The organism is Streptomyces sp. NPDC107562 (assembly GCF_055657325.1).
On sequence record NZ_JBVKBE010000002.1, the window covers coordinates 266,061 to 287,465 of the forward strand.

Genomic DNA, 21,405 nt, shown 5'->3' on the forward strand with positions numbered 1-21,405 from the left:
CTCCGGACCGGCCCAACGGGGTACGTCAGGTCCCGTCCCGCAGAGGGGTGAGCGTGCCCGGGTGCCGGGCGGGCGGGACCTGGGAGCGCTGCGGCTCCAGTCCGAAGCTGGTGAACGCGGTGCGGTGCGGCAGCGGGTACGGCTCCTTGCCGGTCAGCGCGTTGAGGATGGAGGCGCTGCGCCAGGCGGCCAGGCCCAGGTCGGGGCTGCCGACACCGTGGGTGTGCAGCGACGCGTTCTGAACGAATGCCGTGCCGGTCACGGAGGGGTCCAGCACCAGGCGGAACTCCTCGTCGATCCGGGGGCGTTCGCGGCTGTCGCGGCGCAGATAGGGGTCGAGGCCCGCGAGGAGACGGTCGAGGGAGCGCTCGCGGTATCCCGTGGCCAGCACGACGGCGTGGGTGGTGAGCCGGGAGCGGGTGCCCTGCTGGATGTGTTCCAGGTGCAGCTCGACCTGGGTGGTGGCGATCCGGCCGGCGGTGCGGACCAGCACGCCGGGGGTGAGGACGGCGTCCGGCCAGCCGCCGCCCAGGTTGCGCCGGTAGAGCTCGTCGTGGATGGCGGCGATGGTGCCCGCGTCGATCCCCTTGTGCAGCTGCCCCTGCGAGGCGACGAGTTGCTCGCGGACCGGCTCGGACAGGGCGTGGAAGTAGCGCGTGTAGTCGGGGGTGAAGTGCTCCAGGCCGAGCTTGGAGTACTCCATGGGCGCGAACGCCTCGCTCCGGCCGATCCAGTGCAGCCGCTCACGGCCGGCGGGGCGGTGCCGCAGCAGGTCGAGGAAGACCTCGGCGCCGGACTGCCCCGACCCGACGACGGTGATGTGCTCGGCGGCGAGCAGGTCGGCGCGGTGCTCGAGGTAGTCGGCGGCGTGGATCACGGGCACGCCGGGCGCCTCCACGAGGGGCGCGAGCGGATCGGGGACGTGCGGCTCGGAGCCGATGCCGAGCACGAGGTTCCTCGTGTAGGTGCGGCCGAGGGACTCGCCCTCCCCGTCGGCGTCGAGCTGGGTGAAGTCGACCTCGAAGACGTCGCGGTCGGCGTTCCAGCGCACCGCGTCGACCTGGTGACCGAAGCGCAGCCCGGGCAGGTTCTCGCTGACCCAGCGGCAGTAGGAGTCGTACTCGCTGCGCCGGATGTGGAAGCGCTCGGCGAAGTAGAACGGGAAGAGCCGCTCGCAGCTTCTGAGGTAGCTGAGGAAGGACCAGGGGCTGGCGGGGTCGGCGAGCGTGACCAGGTCGGCGAGGAAGGGGACCTGGACGGTGGCCCCGTCGACCAGCAGCCCGGGGTGCCAGTCGAAGGCGGGACGCTGCTCGTAGAAGACGGCGTCGAGCTCGGCCAGGGGGTGGGCGAGTGCGGCGAGGGAGAGGTTGAACGGGCCGATGCCGATGCCGACCACGTCACGGGGGGCCTGGGGTTCGTGGGACACCGCCTGCGCGGCGGCGTACGGGCTCACGTGCGCGGTGGCCTGCGGCGGGGTCGGCGGGTTCGTCGGGCGGGTCATCGGGGGGTGTGTCCTTCCACCAGGGTCAGGAGGGCGGCCAGGTCGGCCGGCCGGGTGCGGGGGTTCAGGAGGGTGGCCTTGAGCCAGAGCCGGCCGTTCAGCCGGGCGCGGCCGAGGACCGCGCGCCCCTGGCCGAGGAGGTCTCGGCGTACGGCCGCCACGGTGTCGTCGGTGGCGCGGGCGGGCCGGAACAGGACCGTGCTGATGGTGGGCCGGTCGTACAGCTCGAAGCCGGGGTGCGCGGCGATCAGCCCCGCCAGTTCCTCGGCGCGCTCGCACACCTGGTCGACGAGCGCCCCGAGTCCGTTGCGGCCGAGGCCGCGCAGCGTGACGGCGATCTTCAGGATGTCCGGGCGGCGGGTCGTGCGCAGGGAACGGCCCAGCAGGTCGGGAAAGCCGGCGTCGGTGTCGTCCGGCGCGCTCAGGTAGTCCGCGCGCTGGTGCAGACCGGCCAGGTCATGGCCGTCCCGGACGGTGAGCAGACCGGCGGCGATCGGCTGCCAGCCGAGCTTGTGCAGGTCGAGGGTGACGGTGTCGGCGGCGTCGAGGCCGCCGAGCCGGTGGCGGTGCCGTCGGCTGAACAGCAGCCCGCCCCCGTAGGCGGCGTCGACGTGCAGCCGGGCCCCGTGCGCCCGGCACAGGGCGGCGATCGCGGGCAGCGGGTCGATGAGCCCGGCGTCGGTGGTGCCCGCGGTGGCGGCGACCAGCACCGGGCCGGAAAGACGGGTGAGGGCCTCGTCGAGGGCGGCCGGGTCGAGGGTGCCGTCCGGGGCGGGGACGGTCACGGGCGCGGGCAGGCCGAGCAGCCAGGCGGCGCGGGTGAGCGAGTGGTGGGCGCCGGCCCCGGTGACGAGCCGCACGGTGCCGCCGTGCGCCTCGCGGGCGAGCAGCACGGCGAGCAGGTTGGACTCGGTGCCACCGGTCGTGACGAGGCAGTCGGCGGCGCCGGTCTCGGCCGCGAGCGCCCGCGTGACCAGGGACTCCAGGGCGGAGGCGGCCGGGGCCTGGTCCCAGGAGTCCAGGGAGGGGTTGAGGACACCGGCGGCGAGGTCGGCGGCGGCGGCCAGGGCGAGCGGGGGGGCGTGCAGATGGCCCGCGCACAGGGGGTCTGCCGGGTCGGCGGCGCCCTCGGCGAGCGCCTGCACGAGCACGCGCAGGGCGTCCGGGTCGCCCTCGTCCGGCAGGACGTCCCCGAGCGCGTCCCGCATCCGCGCGGTCACCGCCCGCGGGCCGCCCGCGGGGAGCGGGCCGCCGCGTGCCCGGCCGCCGGCGGCCAGCGCGTCGAGCACGGTGCCGAGCAACGGCCGCAGGGCGCCCGGGCCGTCGGGGCCGGAGGCGAGGGGCGGCGTGGGCATGGACCCAGCTTGTACGCGGATGCGGCGACGCGCCCGAAACGTACCGGCAGAACGACCCGAAAGAGGGTACGTACGTGGCGTGTGCGTGTTCCCCCGCCCCCAGGGACGGTCCGGGGACCGGCGTCAGGGCCTGTGGTCGGCGCCGGCCACCTCCCGCACGCGCAACGCGCGCGCCAAGTCGTCGAGTTGGTCGGTGAGCTTCCGGCGCAGCGCGGGCACCGGGTCCGCCGCACGCAGGCACTCCTCGCCCAGGCGCAGCGTCTCGGGGTCGACGGCGTGGGCGGGGAAGGCCCAGGCGCCCGCCGCCTCGGCGATGGCCGGGCCGCGACGGGCCGCCAGCGCGACGGCGTCCTCGTAGTAGCGCGGCACGTACTCCCGTACGAGGTCGGCCTGTTCGGGCTGCCAGAAGCCCTGGGCGGTGGCCTTGAACAGGTAGTTCGACAGTTCGTCGTGGGTGAACATGGCCTCCCACGCCGTCCGCTTGGCCTGGGCGTCGGGCAGGGCGGCGCGGCAGCGGGCGGCGCCCTCCTGGCCGGTGGCGCTGGGGTCGCGGGCGAGTTCGGCGGCGATGGCGGCCTCGTCCGTCGCGCCGAGCACGGCCAGCCGGCCGAGGACGCGCCAGCGCAGCTCGGGGTCGAGCTCGGGTCCGCCGGGGACGATGCCGTCGGCGAGCCAGGCGGCGATGGTGTCGGGATGCGCGGCGACGTCCACGAAGTGGCGGACGGCGAGCAGACGCAGGCCCGGGTTGTCGCCGTCCTCGGTGCGGCGCAGCAGGTCGCGGCAGAGGGAGGAGAGGGCGGCCTGGGCGGCGGGGCGCTCCTCGGGGGTGAGGTAGCGGCCGGCGATCTGGCGGGCGGAGAAATCGAGGACGGCCTGGACGAGCGCGAGGTCGGTCTCGTGGGGGAGGTGCGCGCGGGCCGTCTCCAGGTAGGTGGCCGGGGGCAGTTCGGCGTCGCGGACGGCGTCCCTGAGGGCGTTCCACACCACGGCGCGGGTGAGCGGGTCGGGCAGGCCGGACAGCGCGTCGCGCACCGTCCGGAAGGACCGTGTGTCGAAGCGGACCTTGGCGTAGGTGAGGTCGCCGTCGTTGAGGAGCAGCAGCGCGGGGCGCTTGCCGAGGGGGCGGTCGCCGGTGTCCGGGACGTCGAGGTCGAGCCGTTCGCGCAGGACGAGGCGGCCCTCGTCGCCGAGGTCGTGGTCGTAGAGGCCGACGGCGACGCGGTGCGGGCGGCTGCCGTGGTGGTCGACGGTGAGCGTGCAGACGCCGTTGTCGCCGCTGGTGATCCGCGGGGTGAGGGTGTCGACGCCGGTGGTGCGCAGCCAGGCCGCGGCCCAGGCGTGCACGTCGCGCTCGGTGGTGGCGGCGAGCGAGTCGATGAAGTCGGCGAGGGTGGCGTTGCCGAACCGGTGCCGGGCGAAGTGGGTGTTGATGCCGGCGAGGAAGTCCTTCTCGCCGAGCCAGGTGACGAGCTGGCGCAGGGCGGAGGCGCCCTTGGCGTAGGAGATGCCGTCGAAGTTGAGCAGGGCGGCGGCGGTGTCGTCGACGGACTCGGGGGCGACGGGGTGGGTGGAGGGGCGCTGGTCGGCGTCGTAGCCCCAGCCCTTGCGGACGACGCCGAACTCGGTCCAGGCGCCGAGGAAGCGGGTGGCCTCGCCGAGGGTCTGGTAGCCCATGTACTCGGCGAAGGACTCGTTCAGCCAGATGTCGTCCCACCACCGCAGGGTGACGAGGTCGCCGAACCACATGTGGGCCATCTCGTGGGCGATGACCATCGCCCGGGTCTGGCGTTCGGTCTCGGTGACGGCGGAGCGGTAGACGAAGTCGTCGCGGAAGGTGACCAGGCCCGGGTTCTCCATGGCACCGGCGTTGAACTCGGGGACGAACGCCTGGTCGTAGGAGTCGAAGGGGTACGGCTCCTCGAACTTCTCGTGGTAGCGGTCGAAGCAGGCGCGCGTGACGTCGAGGATCTCGTCGGCGTCCGCGTCGAGGTACGGCGCGAGGCTGCGGCGGCAGTGGATGCCGAAGGGCAGGCCGCGGTGTTCGGTGCGCACCGTGTGCCAGGGGCCGGCGGCGACGGCGACGAGGTAGGTGGAGATCGGCGGGGTCGGCCCGGCCCGCCACACGCCGCCGCTGTGCGCGGTGATGCCGTTGGACAGCACGGTCCAGCCCTCGGGCGCGGTCACCGACACCTCGAAGACGGCCTTCAGGTCGGGCTGGTCGAACGCGGCGAAGACGCGCTGCACGTCGTCCAGGAACAGCTGGGTGTAGACGTACGTCTCGCCGTCGGTGGGGTCCGTGAAGCGGTGCATGCCCTCGCCGGTGCGGGAGTAGCGCATGGCGGCGTCGACGCGCAGTTCGTGGTCGCCGGCGGCGAGGTTCTTCAGCAGCAGGCGGTTGCCGTCGAGGCTCTCGGGGTCGAGGGGCTGTCCGTCCAGGGTCACCGAGCGCAGTTCGGCGGGCTTCAGCTCGACGAAGGTGTCCGCGTCCGTACGCGCGGTGAACCCGATCACCGTGCGGGAGGCGAAGGTCTCGTCACCCGCTGTCAGGTCGAGGTCGACCCGGTAGTGACGGACGTCGAGGAGCTGGGCACGGGTCTGCGCTTCGTCGCGCGTGAGTACGGACATGGATCACATGCTGCCTGATGCCGGTGACGGCAGGACAGGGGCGGGCGGCTCCGGGTGGCTACGTGTGGTCCTGCGTCGGCGCCGCCGACCCGCGCCGGTCGCGCTGGACGGGCAGGCGTGCGCCCGGTTCCTCCGGTTGCGCCGCGGACTCCTCGGCCGCCGGTGAGCCCCCGTGCGCCCGGCGGCGCCCGCGCTCCCGCGGCCGGTCGAGGGCGCGCAGCTCGCGGATCTCGCGCTCCAGGGCCTGGTGGCGCTGGTGGGCGTCGTAGAGGTAGCGGACCTTGGTGCGCAGCGCCCAGGGGTCGACCGGCTTCGTCAGCAGGTCGGCGACGCCGAGGCCGAAGGCGGTGGAGGTCAGCTCGTGGTCCGCGCCGTAGCCGGTGAGCAGGACGACCGGGATGTGCTGGGTCTGCTCCAGGCGGCGCAGGTAGCGCACCACGTCCAGTCCGCTGACGCCGGGCATGCGCACATCGAGCAGCAGCAGGCCGACGTGGCCGCGGAGCACCTGCTTCAGCGCCTCGTCCCCGCTGGTGGCGCGGCCCAGGTCGTAGCCGAGCGGGGCCAGGGCGCTCTCCAGCGCGTACAGCGTGTCCTCGTGGTCGTCGACGATGAGGATCTTGGCGTCCGACCCCATGCCCGAACTCCCTCCGGCGTGGAGTCCAGAGTATGCGAGGTGCTGACGGGGAGTGGCGGCCGGTTGACGATCAGTGCAGGGCGCGGGGCGCACCGGACGGACCGTGCGCCGGCCGGGGGCGGCCGTGTTCGCCGAGGTCAATCGGCTGCCGGGGGCGCGGCGTTCGCGGTGTCCTCGGCGATGCGCTCGTGGTGCCTGATCACTTCGCCGATGATGAAATTGAGAAATTTTTCAGCGAATCCGGGGTCGAGCTTGGCGCTCTCGGCGAGGGAGCGGAGGCGGTCGATCTGCCGTGCCTCGCGGGCCGGGTCGGCGGGCGGCAGCCGGTGCAGGGCCTTGAGGCGGCCGACCTGCTGGGTGCACTTGAACCGCTCGGCGAGCATGTGGACGACGGCCGCGTCGATGTTGTCGATGCTGTCGCGCAGCCGGGAGAGCTCCTCGCGGACGGCCGGGTCCACGTCACCGGGGGTGGTGTTGCTGGTGGTCATGGGCGCCCACCCTACGCGGCGGGCAGCTGTCCGGCCGCGGTGAAGTGCGGGTCCTGCCTCGGCGGCCGACGGCCTCGCGCCGGTCCCCGTCCGCCTCTCGCCCGCCCGCGTCCGGCAGTCGCCCCGCATGCGGTGGGTTCCGCTCCGCGGCGCCGCTCCAGGTCGCCGTTCTCGCCGCCGACCTGGAGGGACGCGGTGCCCGAGGCGTGTTCGGTGGACCCCCGGCACGCGCCGCCGCCCCACCGAACCGCCGTCCTACAGCGCGCTCGCGGCCCGGGCTATGTCCGCCGCGAAGTGGCTGACCTCGGTGTAGACACCGGGAACGCCGGAACGGGCGCAGCCGTCGCCCCAGCTGACGATGCCGACCTGGATCCACTTGCCGGCGTCGTCCTTGCGGAACATGGGGCCGCCGGAGTCACCCTGGCAGGTGTCGATGCCGCCGCTCTGGTAGCCGGCGCACAGCTCCTCCTTCGTCGTCAGGCGGCTGCCGTAGTGCCACTTGCAGGCACGGTCGCTGACGAAGGGCACCGAGGCCTTCTGGAGCTTGGTGGTGCCGGTGTTCGCGCCCTCGCGGGTGTCGCCCCAGCCGGCGATGGTGAAGGTGCCGCGGTTGTAGCGGTTGGTGGTGGCGATCTTCAGCGTGGGCTTGTCGATCGGCCGGGCGAGCTTGATCAGCGCCCAGTCCTTGCCGACGCCGTTGTAGCCCGGCGCCACCTTGACCTTGGTCGACTTGACCTTGATCGCGGCGGAGGAGTTGAGGTCGGCGACGCCCGCGGTGACCGTGATGCGGGTGTTGTTGCCGGAGCCCTCCATGCAGTGGGCGGCGGTCAGGACCACGTCCTTCTTGTAGAGCGCACCGCCGCAGCCCATCGAGAGGTGGACCATGAACGGGAACTCGTTCTGTACGGCGGGCTTGCCTCCGATGACGCGGGTGTCCGCGGCGTGCGCGCTGACGGGCTGGAGGCTGGCGACCGCGAGAGCGACGGCACCGGCCGCCGCGGCTCTTTTGACCAGGGTCAGACCGCTTCTCGTCGTCGCGTTACGGGTCAACGTACTTCCCTTCGTGGCGGATTGAGCGGCTCGCCAGTATGAAGATCGGGCCGCCACCGTGACAAGGACTGATCTCACGCAGGACCCGCGCAACCCGTCGAGCGAAATTCCGCTCTCTCCCTCGTAGAGTGGAATCGGGTTCACGGCGTCTTGGGGGTACGGGCGTGGCGAACGACGGACCGGTCGAGCACGGCTACCCACACCTGGAGACGGTGCGGGCCGCCGTGACGGCGCTGTACCGGCGCTTGTCGTACGACACGATCCAGACGTTCGGGGTCAGCGTCCTGCCGGCCGACGTGGCCTTCTGCGACACCGACGACCTGTATCTGGGCGCCCAGCGCGTGGCCCGGGAACTGGTGAGGCACTACCGACTGCCGGACGCCCGCCTGATCGTCAGCTTCCGCGAGATGCAGTACGCGGCGAACGTCGAACTCACCGCGGGTCCCGAGTACTTCGTGGAACTGAACGATCGGTTCCGCACCCACCGCCGGGACATCGGCGCGGCGCTCGCGCACGAGATCATGCATGTCTACCTGCATCGCCTGGACCTGTCGTTCCCCGGCACGCGCGACAACGAGATCCTCACGGACACCGCGACGACGTATCTGGGCGCGGGCTGGCTGCTCCTGGACGCCTACCGGGAGGACGCGGACTCCAGCCAGAAGCTCGGCTATCTGACCCCCGAGGAGTTCGGGTACGTCCTCGCCAAGCGCGCCCTGGTCTTCGATGAGGACCCCTCGCCGTGGTTCACCAGCCCGCAGGCGTACACGGCCTACGTCAAGGGCATGACGCTGGCCCGTCACGACGCACAGCAGCCACCGCTCACCGCGGCGGGCTGGGCCGGCCGCCGCCGCTACGCCCGCGACCGCCGCCACGCCCAGAGCCACCACACCCCGAGCGGCCCGCCGGGCTCGCCGTACGCCTTCTCCCCCGACGCCGACGGCCCGCTGCGGGTGTCGTTCCCCTGCCCCACCTGCCACCAGCGGATCCGGGTGCCGGTGCGCGGGCGGGTGCGGGCGCGGTGCGCGCTGTGCCGGTCGGTGCTGGAATGCGACACCTAGTGCCGCGTCAGTCAGGGTTCGCCCGTGAGGAGCGGCGTCCGGTGCGAACGGTGCGGCGAGAGGGCGTGCCGGACGTCGCGACGGGGACGAACTCCGGCTGACGCGGCACTAGAGGGTGGTGGCGCCGTACACCGGTGCGGGTGTCCGGGAGCCGGCCAGCAGTTCCCGTACCACCTGGTCGAGTTCGGCCACGTCCCAGCGGGCCCCCTTGTCGGCGGTGGGCCCCGGACACCAGCCCTCCATCACGGTGATCCGGCCGCCCTCCGTCTCGAACACCCGGCCGGTGACGCCCGCGCTCGCCGCCGAGCCCAGCCAGACGACCAGCGGCGAGACGTTCTCCGGAGCCATCGCGTCGAAGCCGCCGCCCGGCGCCGCCATGGCCGCGGCGAAGGTCCGCTCCGTCATCCGGGTACGCGCCGCCGGGGCGATGGCGTTGACCTGCACGCCGTACCGGGCCAGCTCGGCCGCCGCGACCAGGGTCAGCCCGACGATCCCGGCCTTGGCGGCGCTGTAGTTGCCCTGCCCGACCGAGCCCAGCAGCCCGGCCCCGCTGCTGGTGGCGACGATCCGGGCCGCGGGCGTGCGGCCCGCCTTCGCCTCGGCCCGCCAGTGCGCGGCAGCGTGCTTCAACGGCAGGAAGTGCCCCTTGAGATGGACGCGCAGGACGTCGTCCCAGTCGTCCTCGTCGAGGTTGACGAGCATCCGGTCGCGCAGGAAGCCCGCGTTGCCGACCAGTGTGTCGAGCCGGCCGTACGTCTCCAGCGCGGTCCCGATCAATGAGGCGGCGCCCTCGGTGGTGGCGATGTCACCGGCGTGCGCGACGGCCTCGCCGCCCGCCGCACGGATCTCGGCGACCACCCGGGCGGCCGGACTGCCGGCGCCGGGGCGGCCGTCCAGCCCGACCCCGAGGTCGTTGACGACGACCCTCGCCCCCTCGTCGGCGAAGGCGAGTGCGTGCGCCCGCCCGAGCCCCCGGCCGGCCCCGGTGACGACCACGACGCGCCCTTCGCACATGCGGCTCGCGCTCATCTCATCCCTCCTGAGGGTTTCCGTGGGCGGTGGCGGCGTCCAGGAAGGCGGGGCGCTCGCCGCCGCCGTGCACCTGCAGGCCGGCCCCGCTGATGTACGACGCGGCGTCCGACGCCAGGAACACGGCGGCCGCCCCGACGTCGGCCGGTGCGGCGAGCCGGCCGAGCGGAACCGTGCGGGCGACGGCGGCGAGGCCGTCCTCGCCGCCGTAGTGCAGATGCGACAGGCCGGTACGCACCATGCCGACGACGAGCGTGTTCACCCGTACGTCGGGCGCCCACTCCACGGCCATCGACCGGGCGAGGCTCTCCAGCCCGGCCTTGGCGGCGCCGTACGCGGCCGACCCCGGTGACGGCCTGCCCCCGCTGACGCTGCCGATCATCACCACGCACCCCCGCGCCCGCCGCAGGTGCTCGTACGCGGCGAGCGACGCGGTCAGCGGGGCGAGGAGGTTCAACTCGACGACCCGGGCGTGCCGTTCGGCGTCGACGTCGGTCAGGAGCCGGTACGGCGTGCCGCCGGCGTTGTTGACGAGCACGTCGAGCCGGGGCAGGGCGGCGAAGAAGTCCCGCACGGCGGCGGGCTCCCGCAGGTCGAGGGGGACGAACCGGGCGCCCGCCACGGGGACCTCGGGCGGCCGTCGGGCGCAGGTCACGACCTCGGCGCCGGCCGCGGCGAAGGCCCGCGCGATCCCGGCGCCGACCCCTCGCGTACCGCCGGTGACGACGACGGTCCGGCCGAGGAGCTCGGGTGACCGCGGACTGTCCACAGGGTCGGTGTTGTCCACAGGGGCTCCCCCGCTTTATCGGCGGCTGCTAGCTTCGAAGCGTCACACCTAACAAATGTTTGGTGGAAAGGTAGCTGATGCGGCCATGGGTGTCTCCACCTCGTCCCCGGAAAAGGGGATCTGCGTCGTCACGGTCGACTTCCCCCCGGTGAACGCGTTGCCGGTGCACGGCTGGTACGCCCTGGCGGACGCGGTGCGCACGGCCGGGCGGGACCCGGGCGTCCGCTGTGTGGTGCTGACCGCCGAGGGGCGCGGCTTCAACGCGGGAGTGGACATCAAGGAACTGCAGGCACGGGGCTCCGACGCCCTGCTCGGCGCCAACTCCGGCTGCGCGCAGGCCTTCACGGCGGTGTACGAGTGCGAGGTCCCGGTCGTGGCGGCCGTGCGGGGCTTCTGCCTCGGCGGCGGCATCGGGCTCGTGGGCAACGCGGACGCGATCGTGGCGAGCGAGGACGCCACCTTCGGCCTGCCGGAGCTCGACCGGGGCGCCCTCGGCGCGGCCACGCACCTGGCCCGCCTGGTCCCGCAGCACCTCATGCGCGCGCTGTACTACACCTCCCGCACGGCGAGCGCGGCCGAGCTGCACGCGCACGGCTCGGTGTGGCGGGTGGTGCCGGGTGCGGAACTGGACGCCGCCGCCCTGGAGCTGGCCCGCGAGATCGCCGCGAAGGACAGCCGGCTGCTGCGCCTCGCCAAGGCCGCGATCAACGGCATCGACCCCGTCGACGTGCGCCGCAGCTACCGGTTCGAGCAGGGCTTCACCTTCGAGGCCGGCCTCAGCGGGGTCGCGGACCGGGTGCGGAGCACGTTCGGTACGGCAGCGAAGGAGGGACCGCAGTGACGTCGACCGCGGCCGACAAGACGATGAGCGCCGACGAGGCGGTGAGCCGGCTGGAGAGCGGCATGACCCTCGGCATCGGCGGCTGGGGCTCGCGGCGGAAACCGATGGCACTGGTCAGAGCGCTGCTGCGCACCTCCGTCACCGATCTCACCGTGGTCTCCTACGGCGGCCCGGACGTCGGCATGCTCGCCGCCGCCGGCCGGATCCGCAAGCTGGTCGCGGCCTTCACCACCCTCGACTCCGTCCCGCTCGAACCGCACTACCGCGCGGCGCGTGAGCGGGGGGCGTTCGCGCTGATGGAGGTCGACGAGGCGATGTTCCTGTGGGGACTGGAGGCCGCGGCGAACCGGTTGCCGTTCCTGCCGGTGCGGGCCGGGATCGGCTCGGACGTCATGCGGGTCAACCCCGCTCTGCGCACGGTCACCTCGCCGTACGACGACGGGGAGACGTTCGTGGCCATGCCCGCCCTGCGCCTGGACGCGGCCCTGGTCCATGTGAACCGCGCCGACCGTCGGGGCAACGGGCAGTACCTCGGCCCCGATCCCTACTTCGACGACCTGTTCTGCGCGGCGGCCGGGGCGGCGTACGTCTCGTGCGAGCGGATCGTGGACACGGCCGAGCTGACGAAGGAGGCGGCACCCCAGACACTGCTCGTCCCCCGGCACACGGTGACCGGTGTGGTGGAGGCCCCCGGCGGCGCCCACTTCACGTCGTGCGCGCCGGACCACGCACGGGACGAGGCCTTCCAGAAGCACTACGCCACCACGCCCTGGCCGGAGTTCGCCGCGCGGTTCCTCACCGGGGACGAGCGGGCGTACCGCTCCGCCGTCGACGCCTGGCACGAGGAGACCGGCGGGCGTCCACGCGACGAGGAGACCGGCGGGCGCCCGCGCGACGAGGAGACCGGCGGGCGCCCGCGTGACGGGAAGACCGGCGGGCGCCCGCGTGACAAGGAGCGCCCCCGCGACGAGAAGACCGGCGGGCGTCCACGCGACGAGGAGCGCTCATGAACCCGGCGACGCCCGGGCCCGCTGTCGCGCCCGTCCCCGCACCGACCCGCGCCGAGTACTGCGTGATCGCCTGCGCCGAGGCCTGGCGCGGTGCCGGTGAGGTGCTCGCGAGCCCCATGGGACTGATCCCCTCCCTCAGTGCCCGGCTCGCGCGGCACACCTTCGCCCCCGACCTGCTGCTCACCGACGGCGAGGCGACGCTGGTGGACGCCGAGGGCGCCGCCGAGGGCTGGCTGCCCTACCGCCGGCACCTCGCCCACGTCACCGGCGGCCGGCGCCACGTCATGATGGGCGCCGCCCAGATCGACCGTTTCGGCAACCAGAACATCTCCTGCGTCGGCGACTGGGCCAAGCCGTCCCGGCAGCTGCTCGGGGTGCGCGGCGCGCCGGTCAACACGCTCAACAACCCTACGAGTTACTGGATCCCGCGGCACTCCCGCCGAGTGTTCGTGGAGCGCGTCGACATGGTGTGCGGAGTCGGCCACGACCGCGCCGCCCGCCATCCGGAAACGGCGCGCTTCCACCGTCTGGGCCGGGTCGTCTCGAACCTGTGCGTGCTCGACTTCGCGACCCCTGACCACTCGATGCGGCTCGCCTCCCTGCATCCGGGAGTGAGCGTCGAGGAGGTCGTGGCGGCGACCGGCTTCGCGCTGACGATCCCGTCCGAGGTACCGGCGACCCGCACGCCCACCCCGGACGAGCTTCGTCTGATCCGCGAGGTGCTCGACCCGGCGGACGGCCGGGACCGGGAGGTGCGGGCCTGATGGAGACGGCGTTCACCAGGCTGGTCGGCGTGCGGCACCCGATCGTGCAGACCGGGATGGGCTGGGTCGCGGGCCCCCGCCTGGTCTCCGCGGCGGCGAACGCGGGAGCGCTGGGCGTCCTGGCGTCGGCCACGATGACGCCCGACCGGTTGCGCGAGGCGATACGGGAGGTCGGGGCGCGCACGAGCGCCCCCTTCGGGGTCAACCTGCGCGCGGACGCGCGGGACGCGGCCGACCGGGTGCAGATCATGATCGAGGAGGGGGTGCGGGTCGCGTCCTTCGCCCTGGCCCCCTCACGTGACCTGATCAACGCCCTCAAGGAGGCCGGCCTCGTGGTCGTCCCGTCGGTCGGCGCGCGCCGGCATGCCGAGAAGGTCGCGGCGTGGGGCGCGGACGCGGTGATCGTGCAGGGCGGTGAGGGCGGCGGGCACACCGGGGAGGTGGCGACGACGGTGCTGCTGCCGCAGGTGGTGGACGCCGTGGACATCCCGGTGGTGGCGGCCGGCGGCTTCTTCGACGGGCGCGGGCTGGTCGCGGCGCTGGCCTACGGGGCGGCGGGCGTGGCCATGGGGACACGGTTCCTGCTCACGTCGGACTCGACCGTGCCGGACGCGGTGAAGGCCAGGTATCTGGCGGCCGCCGTCCGGGACGTCACGGTCACGACGGCGATCGACGGCCTGCCCCACCGGATGCTGCGCACCGATCTGGTCGACGCCCTGGAGAGGTCCGGCCGGGCCGTCCGGCTCCTGCGGGCCGTCCATCGCGCGGCCGGCTTCCGGCGGATCTCGGGACTCACCTGGCGCCGTATGCTCCAGGACGGCCTCGCCATGAAGCGGGGCAAGGACCTGACCTGGGGCCAGGTCCTGCTGGCCGCGAACACGCCGATGCTGCTGAAGGCGTCCATGGTGGACGGCCGGACGGATCTCGGGGTCATCGCCTCCGGCCAGGTCGCCGGGGTCATCGACGACCTGCCCTCGTGCGCGGAGCTGGTGGAGCGGATCACCGAGGAGGCGGAGGCGGTGCTGAAGTCCCTGGCGGTGCTCAGACCCGCTCGATGATCGTCACGTTGGCCTGACCGCCGCCCTCGCACATCGTCTGCAGCCCGAACCGCCCGCCCGTGCGCTCCAGTTCGTGCAGGAGCGTGGTCATCAGCTTGGCGCCGGTCGCGCCGAGCGGATGGCCCAGGGCGATCGCGCCGCCGTTGACGTTGACCTTGCCGGGGTCGGCGCCGGTCTCCTTCAGCCAGGCCAGGACGACGGGCGCGAACGCCTCGTTGATCTCGACGAGGTCGATGGCGTCGAGGGTGAGTCCGGTCTTCTTCAGTGCGTGGGCGGTGGCCGGGATGGGCGCGGTGAGCATGCGGATCGGGTCCTCGCCGCGCGCCGACAGATGGTGGACGCGCGCCCGCGGCGTCAGCCCGTGCTCGCGCACCGCCCGCTCCGAGGCCAGCAGCAGCGCCGCCGCGCCGTCGGACACCTGCGACGAGCAGGCGGCGGTCACCGTGCCGCCGTCGACGACCGGCTTCAGCGCGGCCATCTTCTCGGCCGAGGTGTCGCGTCGCGGCCCCTCGTCGACGGACACGTCCGCGCAGGGCACGGTCTCGCGGGCGAAGCGCCCCTCGTCGATCGCGCGCACCGCCCGCCGGTGCGAGCGCAGCGCGAACTCCTCCTGCTCCCGCCGACTGATCCCCCACTTCGCGGCGATCATCTCGGCCCCGGCGAACTGGTTCACCGGCCGGTCCCCGTACCGCGCGCGCCAGCCCTCGCTGCCCGCGAACGGGCCCTCGGTGAAGCCGAGCGGCTCGGCGGCCTGCCGGGTGGCGTAGGCGAGGGGGATCTGCGACATGTTCTGCACGCCCCCGGCCACCACCAGGTCCTGCGTCCCGGACAGCACGGCCTGCGCGGCGAAGTGCACGGCCTGCTGCGAGGACCCGCACTGCCGGTCGACGGTCACGCCCGGCACCTCCTCGGGCAGTCCGGCCGCCAGCCAGCAGGTCCGCGCGATGTCCCCGGCCTGCGGCCCCACCGCGTCCAGGCAGCCGAGGACGACGTCCTCGACGGCCGCGGGATCCACGCCGGACCGCGCGAGCAGTTCCTTGAGCACATGCGCGCCCAGGTCGGCCGGGTGGACCCCGCTGAGCCCTCCCCCGCGCCGCCCGACGGGCGTGCGGAGCGCTTCGACGATGTAGGCCTCGGCCATGGCGACTCCCCAGCAAGGTCTGCGAGTTATGTGCGTACGGCGATCCCGTCCAGCACCATCGACAGGTACTGCCCGGCGATCTCCTCCGGACTGTGCTGTCCGCCCGGCCGGTACCAGGACGCGGCGACCCACACGGTGTCCCGCACGAACCGGTAGGTGAGCCGGACGTCGAGGTCGTCCCGGAAGACCCGGTCGGCGACCCCGCGTTCCAGCGTGGACAGCCACGCCTTCTCGAACTTGCGCTGCGACTCGGCGAGGAACGCGAACCGTTCCTGCGCCGCCAGTTGCCTGGACTCCTTCTGGTAGATCGCGACGGCCGCGCGGTGCCGGTCGATCTCCCGGAACGACTCCGTGACCAGTGCCCGAAGCGTCTCGCGCGGCCCGAGCCCGGCGTCCAGGACGGTGTCGTAGCCGTCCCAGAGCTCGTCGAGGAAGGTGCGCAGGATCTCCTCCAGCATCGACTCCTTGGAGTCGAAGTGGTAGTAGAGGCTGCCCGCGAGCATGCCCGCGTGGTCGGCGATGGTCCGGACGGTGGTGGCGTTGTACCCCTGTTCGGCGAAGACCTCGGCGGCAGTGCGCAGGAGTTCGTGGCGGCGCTCCGGCGCGGAGGCGGTCACCTGGGGGTTCTTCTTGGTCGGCACGGCACCCATTGTGGTCCTAGGGGTGCTGACTGCTGACGGAGACGACCTCTCCGGTCAGGTACGAGGAGTAGCCCGAGGCCAGGAACACGATCACGTTGGCCACCTCCCAGGGCTGCGCGCAGCGTCCGAACGCCTCGCGCGCGGTGAGTTCGGCGAGCAGTTCGGGGGTGGTCACCTTCGCCAGGTGCGGATGCAGGGCGAGACTCGGCGCGACGGCGTTGACCCGCACCCCGTACTGCGCGGCCTCGATCGCCGCGCACCGGGTCAGCGCCATCACACCGGCCTTCGCGGCGGCGTAGTGGGCCTGCCCGGCCTGGGCCCGCCAGCCGACGACGGAGGCGTTGTTGACGATCACGCCGCCGGTCGCCCTCATGGCGCGCAGGGCCGCCCGCGTGCACCGGAACGTGCCGTTCAGCGTCACGTCGAGCACGCGGGACCACTGCTCGTCCGTCATGTCGACGAGCGCCGAGGTGCCGCCGAGTCCCGCGTTGTTGACGACGACGTCCAGCCGTCCGTGCTCGGCCACCGCCCTGGCGAACAGCGCACCGACCTGTGCCTCGTCGGTGACGTCGCAGGGTTGCGCGGCGACCGACCCCGCGCCGAACCGCGCGGTGAGGGCGGCCTCGTGCTCCTTCAGCCGGCGCGTGTGGGCGTCGCTGATCAGCACGCGCGCGCCCTCCTCCAGGAACCGGCGCGCGGTCGCGCCGCCGATCCCGGCGCCCGCCGCCGCGGTGACGACGGCGCTGCGCCCGCTGAGGAGACCGTGCCCGGGCTCGTACGCCGGAGTCTCGACGTCTGTCATGGGCCCACGCTAACCTACCAAACACTTGTTAGGGAAGAATCCGCGGGGCGGGAACGCAGGAGGGAGGCGACCGTGGACCTCACGCACTCCGCCGCCGACGAGGCCTTCCGCGCCGAGGCGCGCGCCTGGCTCGACGTCCATGTGCCGCGCACGCCGCTGCCGTCGCTGGAGACCGCCGAGGGCTTCGCGGCGCACCGCGCGTGGGAGGCCGAACTGGCCGCGGACCGCTGGTCGGTCGTCGACTGGCCCGAGGAGTTCGGCGGCCGGGACAGCGGGCTCGTCCGGTGGCTGCTCTTCGAGGAGGAGTACTACGCGGCGGCCGCTCCGGCGCGCGTCGGCCAGAACGGCATCCACCTGCTGGCCCCCACCCTCTTCGCCCATGGCACGCGGGAGCAGCGGGCCCGCGTCCTGCCGCCGATGGCCTCGGGCCGCACCGTCTGGGCGCAGGCGTGGTCGGAGCCGGAGGCGGGCTCGGACCTCGCCTCGCTCACGTCGCGGGCAGACCGCACCGACGGCGGCTGGCTGCTGTCCGGCCAGAAGACCTGGTCCTCCCGGGCGCCCTTCGCGGACCGCGCGTTCGGGCTGTTCCGCAGTGAGCGGGGCACGCCGAAACCTCATCAGGGCCTGACGTACCTGATGTTCGACCTGCGCGCGCCCGGCGTCACCGTCCGCCCGATCGCCCGGCTGGACGGCAGGCCGGCCTTCGCCGAGCTCTTCCTGGACGAGGTGTTCGTCCCCGACGAGGACGTCATCGGCGAGCCCGGTCAGGGTTGGTATGTCGCCATGTCGACAACGGCCAACGAGCGTGGCCTCACCCTCCGTTCGCCGGGGCGCTTCCTGGCCGCCGCCGACCGCCTGCACCGGCTGTGGCGGGCCGCGGGCAGCCCCGCCGCCACCCGCGCGCGGGTGGCCGACGCGCTGATCGGCGCCCGCGCCTACCAGCTCTTCACCCACGCCGCCGCCTCCCGCTTCCTGGACGGCGAGCCGCTGGGCGCGGAGTCCAGCCTGAACAAGGTGTTCTGGTCGGAGTACGACATCGCGCTGCACGAGACCGCCCTCGACCTGCTCGGCCCCGAGGGCGAGCTGTCCACCACCCCCTGGTCCGAGCCGTACGTCTTCGCCCTGGCCGGCCCGATCTACGCCGGGACCAACGAGATCCAGCGCGACATCGTGGCCGAGCGCCTGCTGGGCCTGCCGAAGGGACGCCGCTGATGCGCTTCCTCCTCGACCCCGAGCACCGCGCCTTCGCCGCCTCCCTGGACGCCCTGCTCACGTCGGCCGACACCCCCCGCGTGGTGCGGGACTGGAGCCGGGGCGACCCCACCGGCGGACGCGCGCTGTGGTCCCGGATCGCCGAGGCGGGCGTCTTCGCGCTGGCCGTGCCCGAGGAGTACGACGGGCTGGGCCCGCGTCCGGTGGAACTGGCCGTCGCCTTCGTGGAGTTGGGCCGGCACGCCGTCCCGGGTCCGTTGGTGGAGACGGTCGCGGCGGCCGCGCTGCTCACGGAACCGGCCCTCGCGCGGCGCTTCCTGCCGCCCCTCGCGGCGGGTGCGACGATGACGACGCTGACGCCGGCGGGCGGCCCGTACGCACTCGACGGCGACGCGGCCACCACCCGTCTGGCCCTCACTCCCGAGGGCCTGCGCCTGTCCCCCGGCCCCGCCGCTCCCGTCCGCCCCTCCCTGGACCCGGCCCGCCGTCTCACCGCCCTCCTCCCCGGCGGTGAGTTGCTGTCCTCCGCCCCGGCCGTCGAACAGGCCGTCACGTGGGCGCGGCTCGCCACGGCCGCGCAGGCGCTCGGCGTGGGCCTCGCGCTGCTGGAACGGACCGTCGCGCACGTCCGGCGGCGCACCCAGTTCGGTGTCGCCGTCGGCTCGTTCCAGGCGGTCAAGCACCGGCTGGCCGACGCCAGGATCGCCCTGGACTTCGCCCGCCCGTTGCTGTTCGGCGCCGCGCTGACCATGGACCCCGCCGACGTGGCCGCGGCCAAGGTCACGGCGTGCCAGGCGGCGTACGGCACGGCCCGCACGGCGCTCCAGCTGCACGGCGCGCTCGGCTACACGGCGGAGTACGACCTGTCCCTGTGGCTGACCAAGGCACGGGCCCTGCTCGGTGCCTGGGGCGGCCCGGACGAGTGCCGGGACGTCGTCCTCAGTGCCCGCGCGTGATCTCCCGGTACTCCTGCGGGGTCGGCTTCGGGATCTGGCTGTCGGGTCCGAACATGGCCCGGGCCAGCCGGGCGCGCACCCGCTGGGAGACGGTGACGGGACGCCGCACACCGTTCGCGTCGACCCGCGGCCCGATCTCGTACGGCGGCTGCTGCTCGTGCTGGGTGAGGGTGTGCCGGTCGGCCTGGCTGAGGGGCTCGTGGACCTCGACGTACTCGCCGTGCGGCAGCCGCTTGATGGTGCCGGTCTCCCGGCCGTGCAGCACCTTCTCGCGGTCCCGGCGTTGCAGGCCCAGGCAGATGCGCTTGGTGACGAGGAAGGCCAGCACCGGCCCGGCGAAGAAGGCGATCCGCACGAACCACGTGATGGCGTTGATCGACAGATGCAGATGGGTGGCGACGATGTCGTTGCCGCCGCCGATCAGGCACACCACGTACAGGGTGAGCCAGGCGACGCCGAGGCCGGTGCGGACGGGGGCGTTGCGCGGCCGGTCCAGGAGGTGGTGCTCGCGTCTGTCGCCGGTGATCCAGGCCTCGATGAAGGGATAGACGCCGATGGCGGCCAGGATCAGCGGGAAGAGCATGAAGGGGATGAAGACGCCGAGGACGAGGGTGTGCCCGCCGAGGTCGATCTCCCATCCCGGCATCACCCGGATCAGCCCCTCGGAGAAGCCGAGGTACCAGTCGGGCTGGGCGCCGGTGGTGACGAGGTCGGCGCGGTAGGGGCCGAACGCCCACACGGGGTTGATCTGCGCCAGTCCGCCCATCATCGCGAGCACGCCGAAGACGAGGAAGAAGAAGCCGCCGGCCTTGGCCATGTAGACCGGCAGGAAGGGCATGCCGACGACGGACCTCTCCTCACGGCCGGGGCCGGGGTACTGCGTGTGCTTGTGGTGGAAGACCAGGATCAGATGGGCCACCACCAGGCCCAGCATGATGCCGGGCAGCAGCAGCACATGGATCGGGAACAGCCGCGAGATGATGTCGTGGCCCGGGAACTCGCCGCCGAACAGGAAGAACGCCACGTACGTGCCCACGATCGGGATCGACAGGATGGCGCCCTGGGCGAAGCGCAGGCCGGTGCCGGAGAGCAGGTCGTCGGGGAGCGAGTAGCCGGTGAGGCCGGTGATGACGCCGAGCAGCAACAGGGTCCAGCCGAAGACCCAGTTGACCTCGCGGGGCTTGCGGTAGGCCCCGGTGAAGAACACCCGCATCATGTGCACGAGCATCCCGGCGACGAAGACCAGGGCCGCCCAGTGGTGGATCTGCCGGATCAGCAGACCACCGCGGACGTCGAAGCTGATCTCCAGGGTGGACTCGAACGCCCGGGTCATCACGATGCCGTTGAGCGGCGTGTAGGACCCCTCGTACACCACCTCGACGCTGCTCGGCTCGAAGAACAGCGTGAGGTAGACGCCGGTGAGGAGGAGAATCAGGAAACTGTAGAGGCAGACCTCTCCCAGCATGAAGGACCAGTGGTCCGGGAACACCTTGCGCATGTTGGCCTTGGCGAGCGAGTAGAGCCCGAGGCGCCCATCGGCCCAGTCGGCCAGCTTCTCGCCCCGCGCCGGGGAACTCCCCCTGCCCTGCGCCGTGTTCACCGATCCCGCGCCGTCCATGCGTCGCCGCCCTCCCCGTCGGATCACCCTCAGGGTGACAGTGACAGGGCGGAGAGCTCAAGCCAAAGGTGCGCGAAAGATCTCGGCCGGAACGGAGGCTGCTCAGCCGGCCGTCACGATGCCCCGCTCCCGTGCCGCCGCCAGCCACTGGGGGAACTCCCCCACGAGACGGTCGTACAGCTCGGCGTCGGACACCTCGCGCGGGTCCTCACCGGCGTGGAAGAACCCGGCGTTGTCGACCACCCGCCGCTGCGGCACGGGCAGTTCGTCGAGCTTGCGCAGGAAGTCGAACTGCTTGCTGTGCGGATCCCCGAAGCCTATGAACTGCCAGAAGAGCGGCAGTTTCGCCGCCTTGCAGAGGAACTTCTCGGCGGCCGGCCGGTTGATGGGTCCGCCGTCGGTCTGGAAGACGACGAGGGCCGGGTGGCGGGAGCCGCTGTCGAGGTAGTGGTCGATGACGGCGTCCATGGCCAGGTGGTAGCTGGTCCTGCCCATGTGTCCGAGGCCCGACACGATCCGTTCGATCCGGCCCTGGTGGTCGGCTAGCGCGATCTCGGTGACGGCGTCGACGTCCGTGGAGAAGAAGACCACGGGCACCCTCCCGTCGTCGTCCAGGTGCGCCGAGAGCCCCAGCACCCGGTCGGCGAGCGCCTGCACGCTGCCGTCCTGGTAGTACGGCTTCATGGACCCCGAGTAGTCGACGACGAGGTACACCGCGGCCCGTTGTCCCTCCAGACCGTGCTTGGCCAGCGAGACCGCGGCGCTCTTGTACAGGTTCACGAGCGCGGGCGCGCTCTGTTCCACCTTGGTGAGACTGATGGCTGCCACGCGG

19 protein-coding genes and 1 pseudogene are annotated in these 21,405 nt (G+C 73.0%); 7 read left to right on the plus strand and 13 right to left on the minus strand.

The genetic code is table 11. The features are described from left to right. Positions 1-25: 25 nt before the first annotated feature. The 6 genes from ACZ7LV_RS07025 to ACZ7LV_RS07050 all read right to left on the minus strand — a co-directional run bounded on the left by ACZ7LV_RS07025 (position 26) and on the right by ACZ7LV_RS07050 (position 7,653). On the minus strand, positions 26-1,501 hold the full coding sequence (locus ACZ7LV_RS07025; RefSeq protein ID WP_471936576.1) for a lysine N(6)-hydroxylase/L-ornithine N(5)-oxygenase family protein: 1,476 nt from the start codon (positions 1,499-1,501) through the stop codon (positions 26-28). Next, on the minus strand, positions 1,498-2,856 hold the full coding sequence (locus tag ACZ7LV_RS07030) for a pyridoxal phosphate-dependent decarboxylase family protein (protein WP_471936578.1): 1,359 nt from the start codon (positions 2,854-2,856) through the stop codon (positions 1,498-1,500). Before ACZ7LV_RS07030 ends, ACZ7LV_RS07025 begins: the two co-directional genes overlap by 4 nt. Before the next feature lie 123 nt (positions 2,857-2,979). Further along, positions 2,980-5,481, minus strand: coding sequence for an aminopeptidase N (gene pepN, locus ACZ7LV_RS07035; RefSeq protein WP_471936580.1), 2,502 nt, complete (start codon positions 5,479-5,481; stop codon positions 2,980-2,982). 58 nt (positions 5,482-5,539) lie between these two features. Continuing rightward, a complete protein-coding gene (locus ACZ7LV_RS07040) occupies positions 5,540-6,115 on the minus strand; it encodes a response regulator (protein ID WP_471936582.1) in 576 nt (191 codons plus the stop codon). A 137-nt stretch (positions 6,116-6,252) separates the two neighbouring features. Continuing rightward, positions 6,253-6,603, minus strand: a complete 351-nt coding sequence (locus ACZ7LV_RS07045; protein ID WP_471936584.1) for a chorismate mutase — start codon at positions 6,601-6,603, stop codon at positions 6,253-6,255. A gap of 255 nt (positions 6,604-6,858) precedes the next feature. Further along, positions 6,859-7,653 (minus strand): S1 family peptidase, encoded by a 795-nt coding sequence (locus tag ACZ7LV_RS07050; protein ID WP_471936586.1) that lies wholly within the window; start codon positions 7,651-7,653, stop codon positions 6,859-6,861. Between the two features lie 164 nt (positions 7,654-7,817). Here ACZ7LV_RS07050 and ACZ7LV_RS07055 point away from each other — a divergent pair, with 164 nt between their 5' ends. Next, the gene (locus tag ACZ7LV_RS07055; protein WP_471936588.1) at positions 7,818-8,714 is read left to right on the plus strand and encodes a hypothetical protein; all 897 of its coding nucleotides are present in this window, start codon (positions 7,818-7,820) and stop codon (positions 8,712-8,714) included. Between the two features lie 108 nt (positions 8,715-8,822). On the opposite strand, the gene ACZ7LV_RS07060 is transcribed toward ACZ7LV_RS07055, so the two are convergent. Continuing rightward, on the minus strand, positions 8,823-9,743 hold the full coding sequence (locus ACZ7LV_RS07060) for an SDR family oxidoreductase (protein WP_471936590.1): 921 nt from the start codon (positions 9,741-9,743) through the stop codon (positions 8,823-8,825). A 1-nt stretch (position 9,744) separates the two neighbouring features. Further along, entirely contained in the window at positions 9,745-10,530 is a 786-nt protein-coding gene (locus ACZ7LV_RS07065; protein ID WP_471936592.1) for an SDR family oxidoreductase, read from the minus strand. 85 nt (positions 10,531-10,615) lie between these two features. Here ACZ7LV_RS07065 and ACZ7LV_RS07070 point away from each other — a divergent pair, with 85 nt between their 5' ends. From ACZ7LV_RS07070 to ACZ7LV_RS07085, 4 genes and pseudogenes are all read left to right on the plus strand, one after another. Continuing rightward, entirely contained in the window at positions 10,616-11,371 is a 756-nt protein-coding gene (locus ACZ7LV_RS07070) for an enoyl-CoA hydratase family protein (RefSeq protein WP_471936594.1), read from the plus strand. Between the two features lie 23 nt (positions 11,372-11,394). Further along, positions 11,395-12,219 (plus strand): annotated as a pseudogene (locus tag ACZ7LV_RS07075) (CoA transferase subunit A); the annotation flags it as partial. Positions 12,220-12,377: 158 nt separating this feature from the next. Beyond that, entirely contained in the window at positions 12,378-13,145 is a 768-nt protein-coding gene (locus ACZ7LV_RS07080; RefSeq protein WP_471936596.1) for a CoA-transferase subunit beta, read from the plus strand. Further along, on the plus strand, positions 13,145-14,203 hold the full coding sequence (locus ACZ7LV_RS07085; protein WP_471936597.1) for an NAD(P)H-dependent flavin oxidoreductase: 1,059 nt from the start codon (positions 13,145-13,147) through the stop codon (positions 14,201-14,203). Before ACZ7LV_RS07080 ends, ACZ7LV_RS07085 begins: the two co-directional genes overlap by 1 nt. Here the strand turns inward: ACZ7LV_RS07085 and ACZ7LV_RS07090 are convergent. From ACZ7LV_RS07090 to ACZ7LV_RS07100, 3 genes are read right to left on the minus strand one after another with little or no spacing between them, the layout of a single operon-like run. Further along, complete coding sequence (locus ACZ7LV_RS07090) at positions 14,187-15,344, minus strand: acetyl-CoA C-acetyltransferase (protein ID WP_471936599.1); 1,158 nt, start codon at positions 15,342-15,344, stop codon at positions 14,187-14,189. The two genes, ACZ7LV_RS07085 and ACZ7LV_RS07090, sit on opposite strands and share 17 nt — an antisense overlap. Positions 15,345-15,370: 26 nt before the next feature. Continuing rightward, a complete protein-coding gene (locus ACZ7LV_RS07095) occupies positions 15,371-15,985 on the minus strand; it encodes a TetR/AcrR family transcriptional regulator (protein ID WP_471936601.1) in 615 nt (204 codons plus the stop codon). A gap of 16 nt (positions 15,986-16,001) precedes the next feature. Next, a complete protein-coding gene (locus ACZ7LV_RS07100; protein ID WP_471936603.1) occupies positions 16,002-16,787 on the minus strand; it encodes an SDR family oxidoreductase in 786 nt (261 codons plus the stop codon). A 72-nt stretch (positions 16,788-16,859) separates the two neighbouring features. Between ACZ7LV_RS07100 and ACZ7LV_RS07105 the strand changes: the two genes are divergently transcribed. Both ACZ7LV_RS07105 and ACZ7LV_RS07110 read left to right on the plus strand, forming a co-directional pair. Next, on the plus strand, positions 16,860-17,999 hold the full coding sequence (locus ACZ7LV_RS07105; RefSeq protein WP_471936604.1) for an acyl-CoA dehydrogenase family protein: 1,140 nt from the start codon (positions 16,860-16,862) through the stop codon (positions 17,997-17,999). Continuing rightward, positions 17,999-18,955: an acyl-CoA dehydrogenase family protein gene (locus ACZ7LV_RS07110; protein ID WP_471936606.1), complete on the plus strand. Its 957-nt coding sequence runs from the start codon at positions 17,999-18,001 to the stop codon at positions 18,953-18,955. The genes ACZ7LV_RS07105 and ACZ7LV_RS07110 overlap by 1 nt, the downstream gene beginning before the upstream one ends. Here ACZ7LV_RS07110 and qcrB read toward each other — a convergent pair. After that, complete coding sequence (gene qcrB, locus ACZ7LV_RS07115; RefSeq protein ID WP_471936608.1) at positions 18,939-20,573, minus strand: cytochrome bc1 complex cytochrome b subunit; 1,635 nt, start codon at positions 20,571-20,573, stop codon at positions 18,939-18,941. The two genes, ACZ7LV_RS07110 and qcrB, sit on opposite strands and share 17 nt — an antisense overlap. Before the next feature lie 102 nt (positions 20,574-20,675). Then, complete coding sequence (locus ACZ7LV_RS07120; RefSeq protein ID WP_471936610.1) at positions 20,676-21,401, minus strand: vWA domain-containing protein; 726 nt, start codon at positions 21,399-21,401, stop codon at positions 20,676-20,678. Between the last annotated feature and the right edge of the window lie 4 nt (positions 21,402-21,405).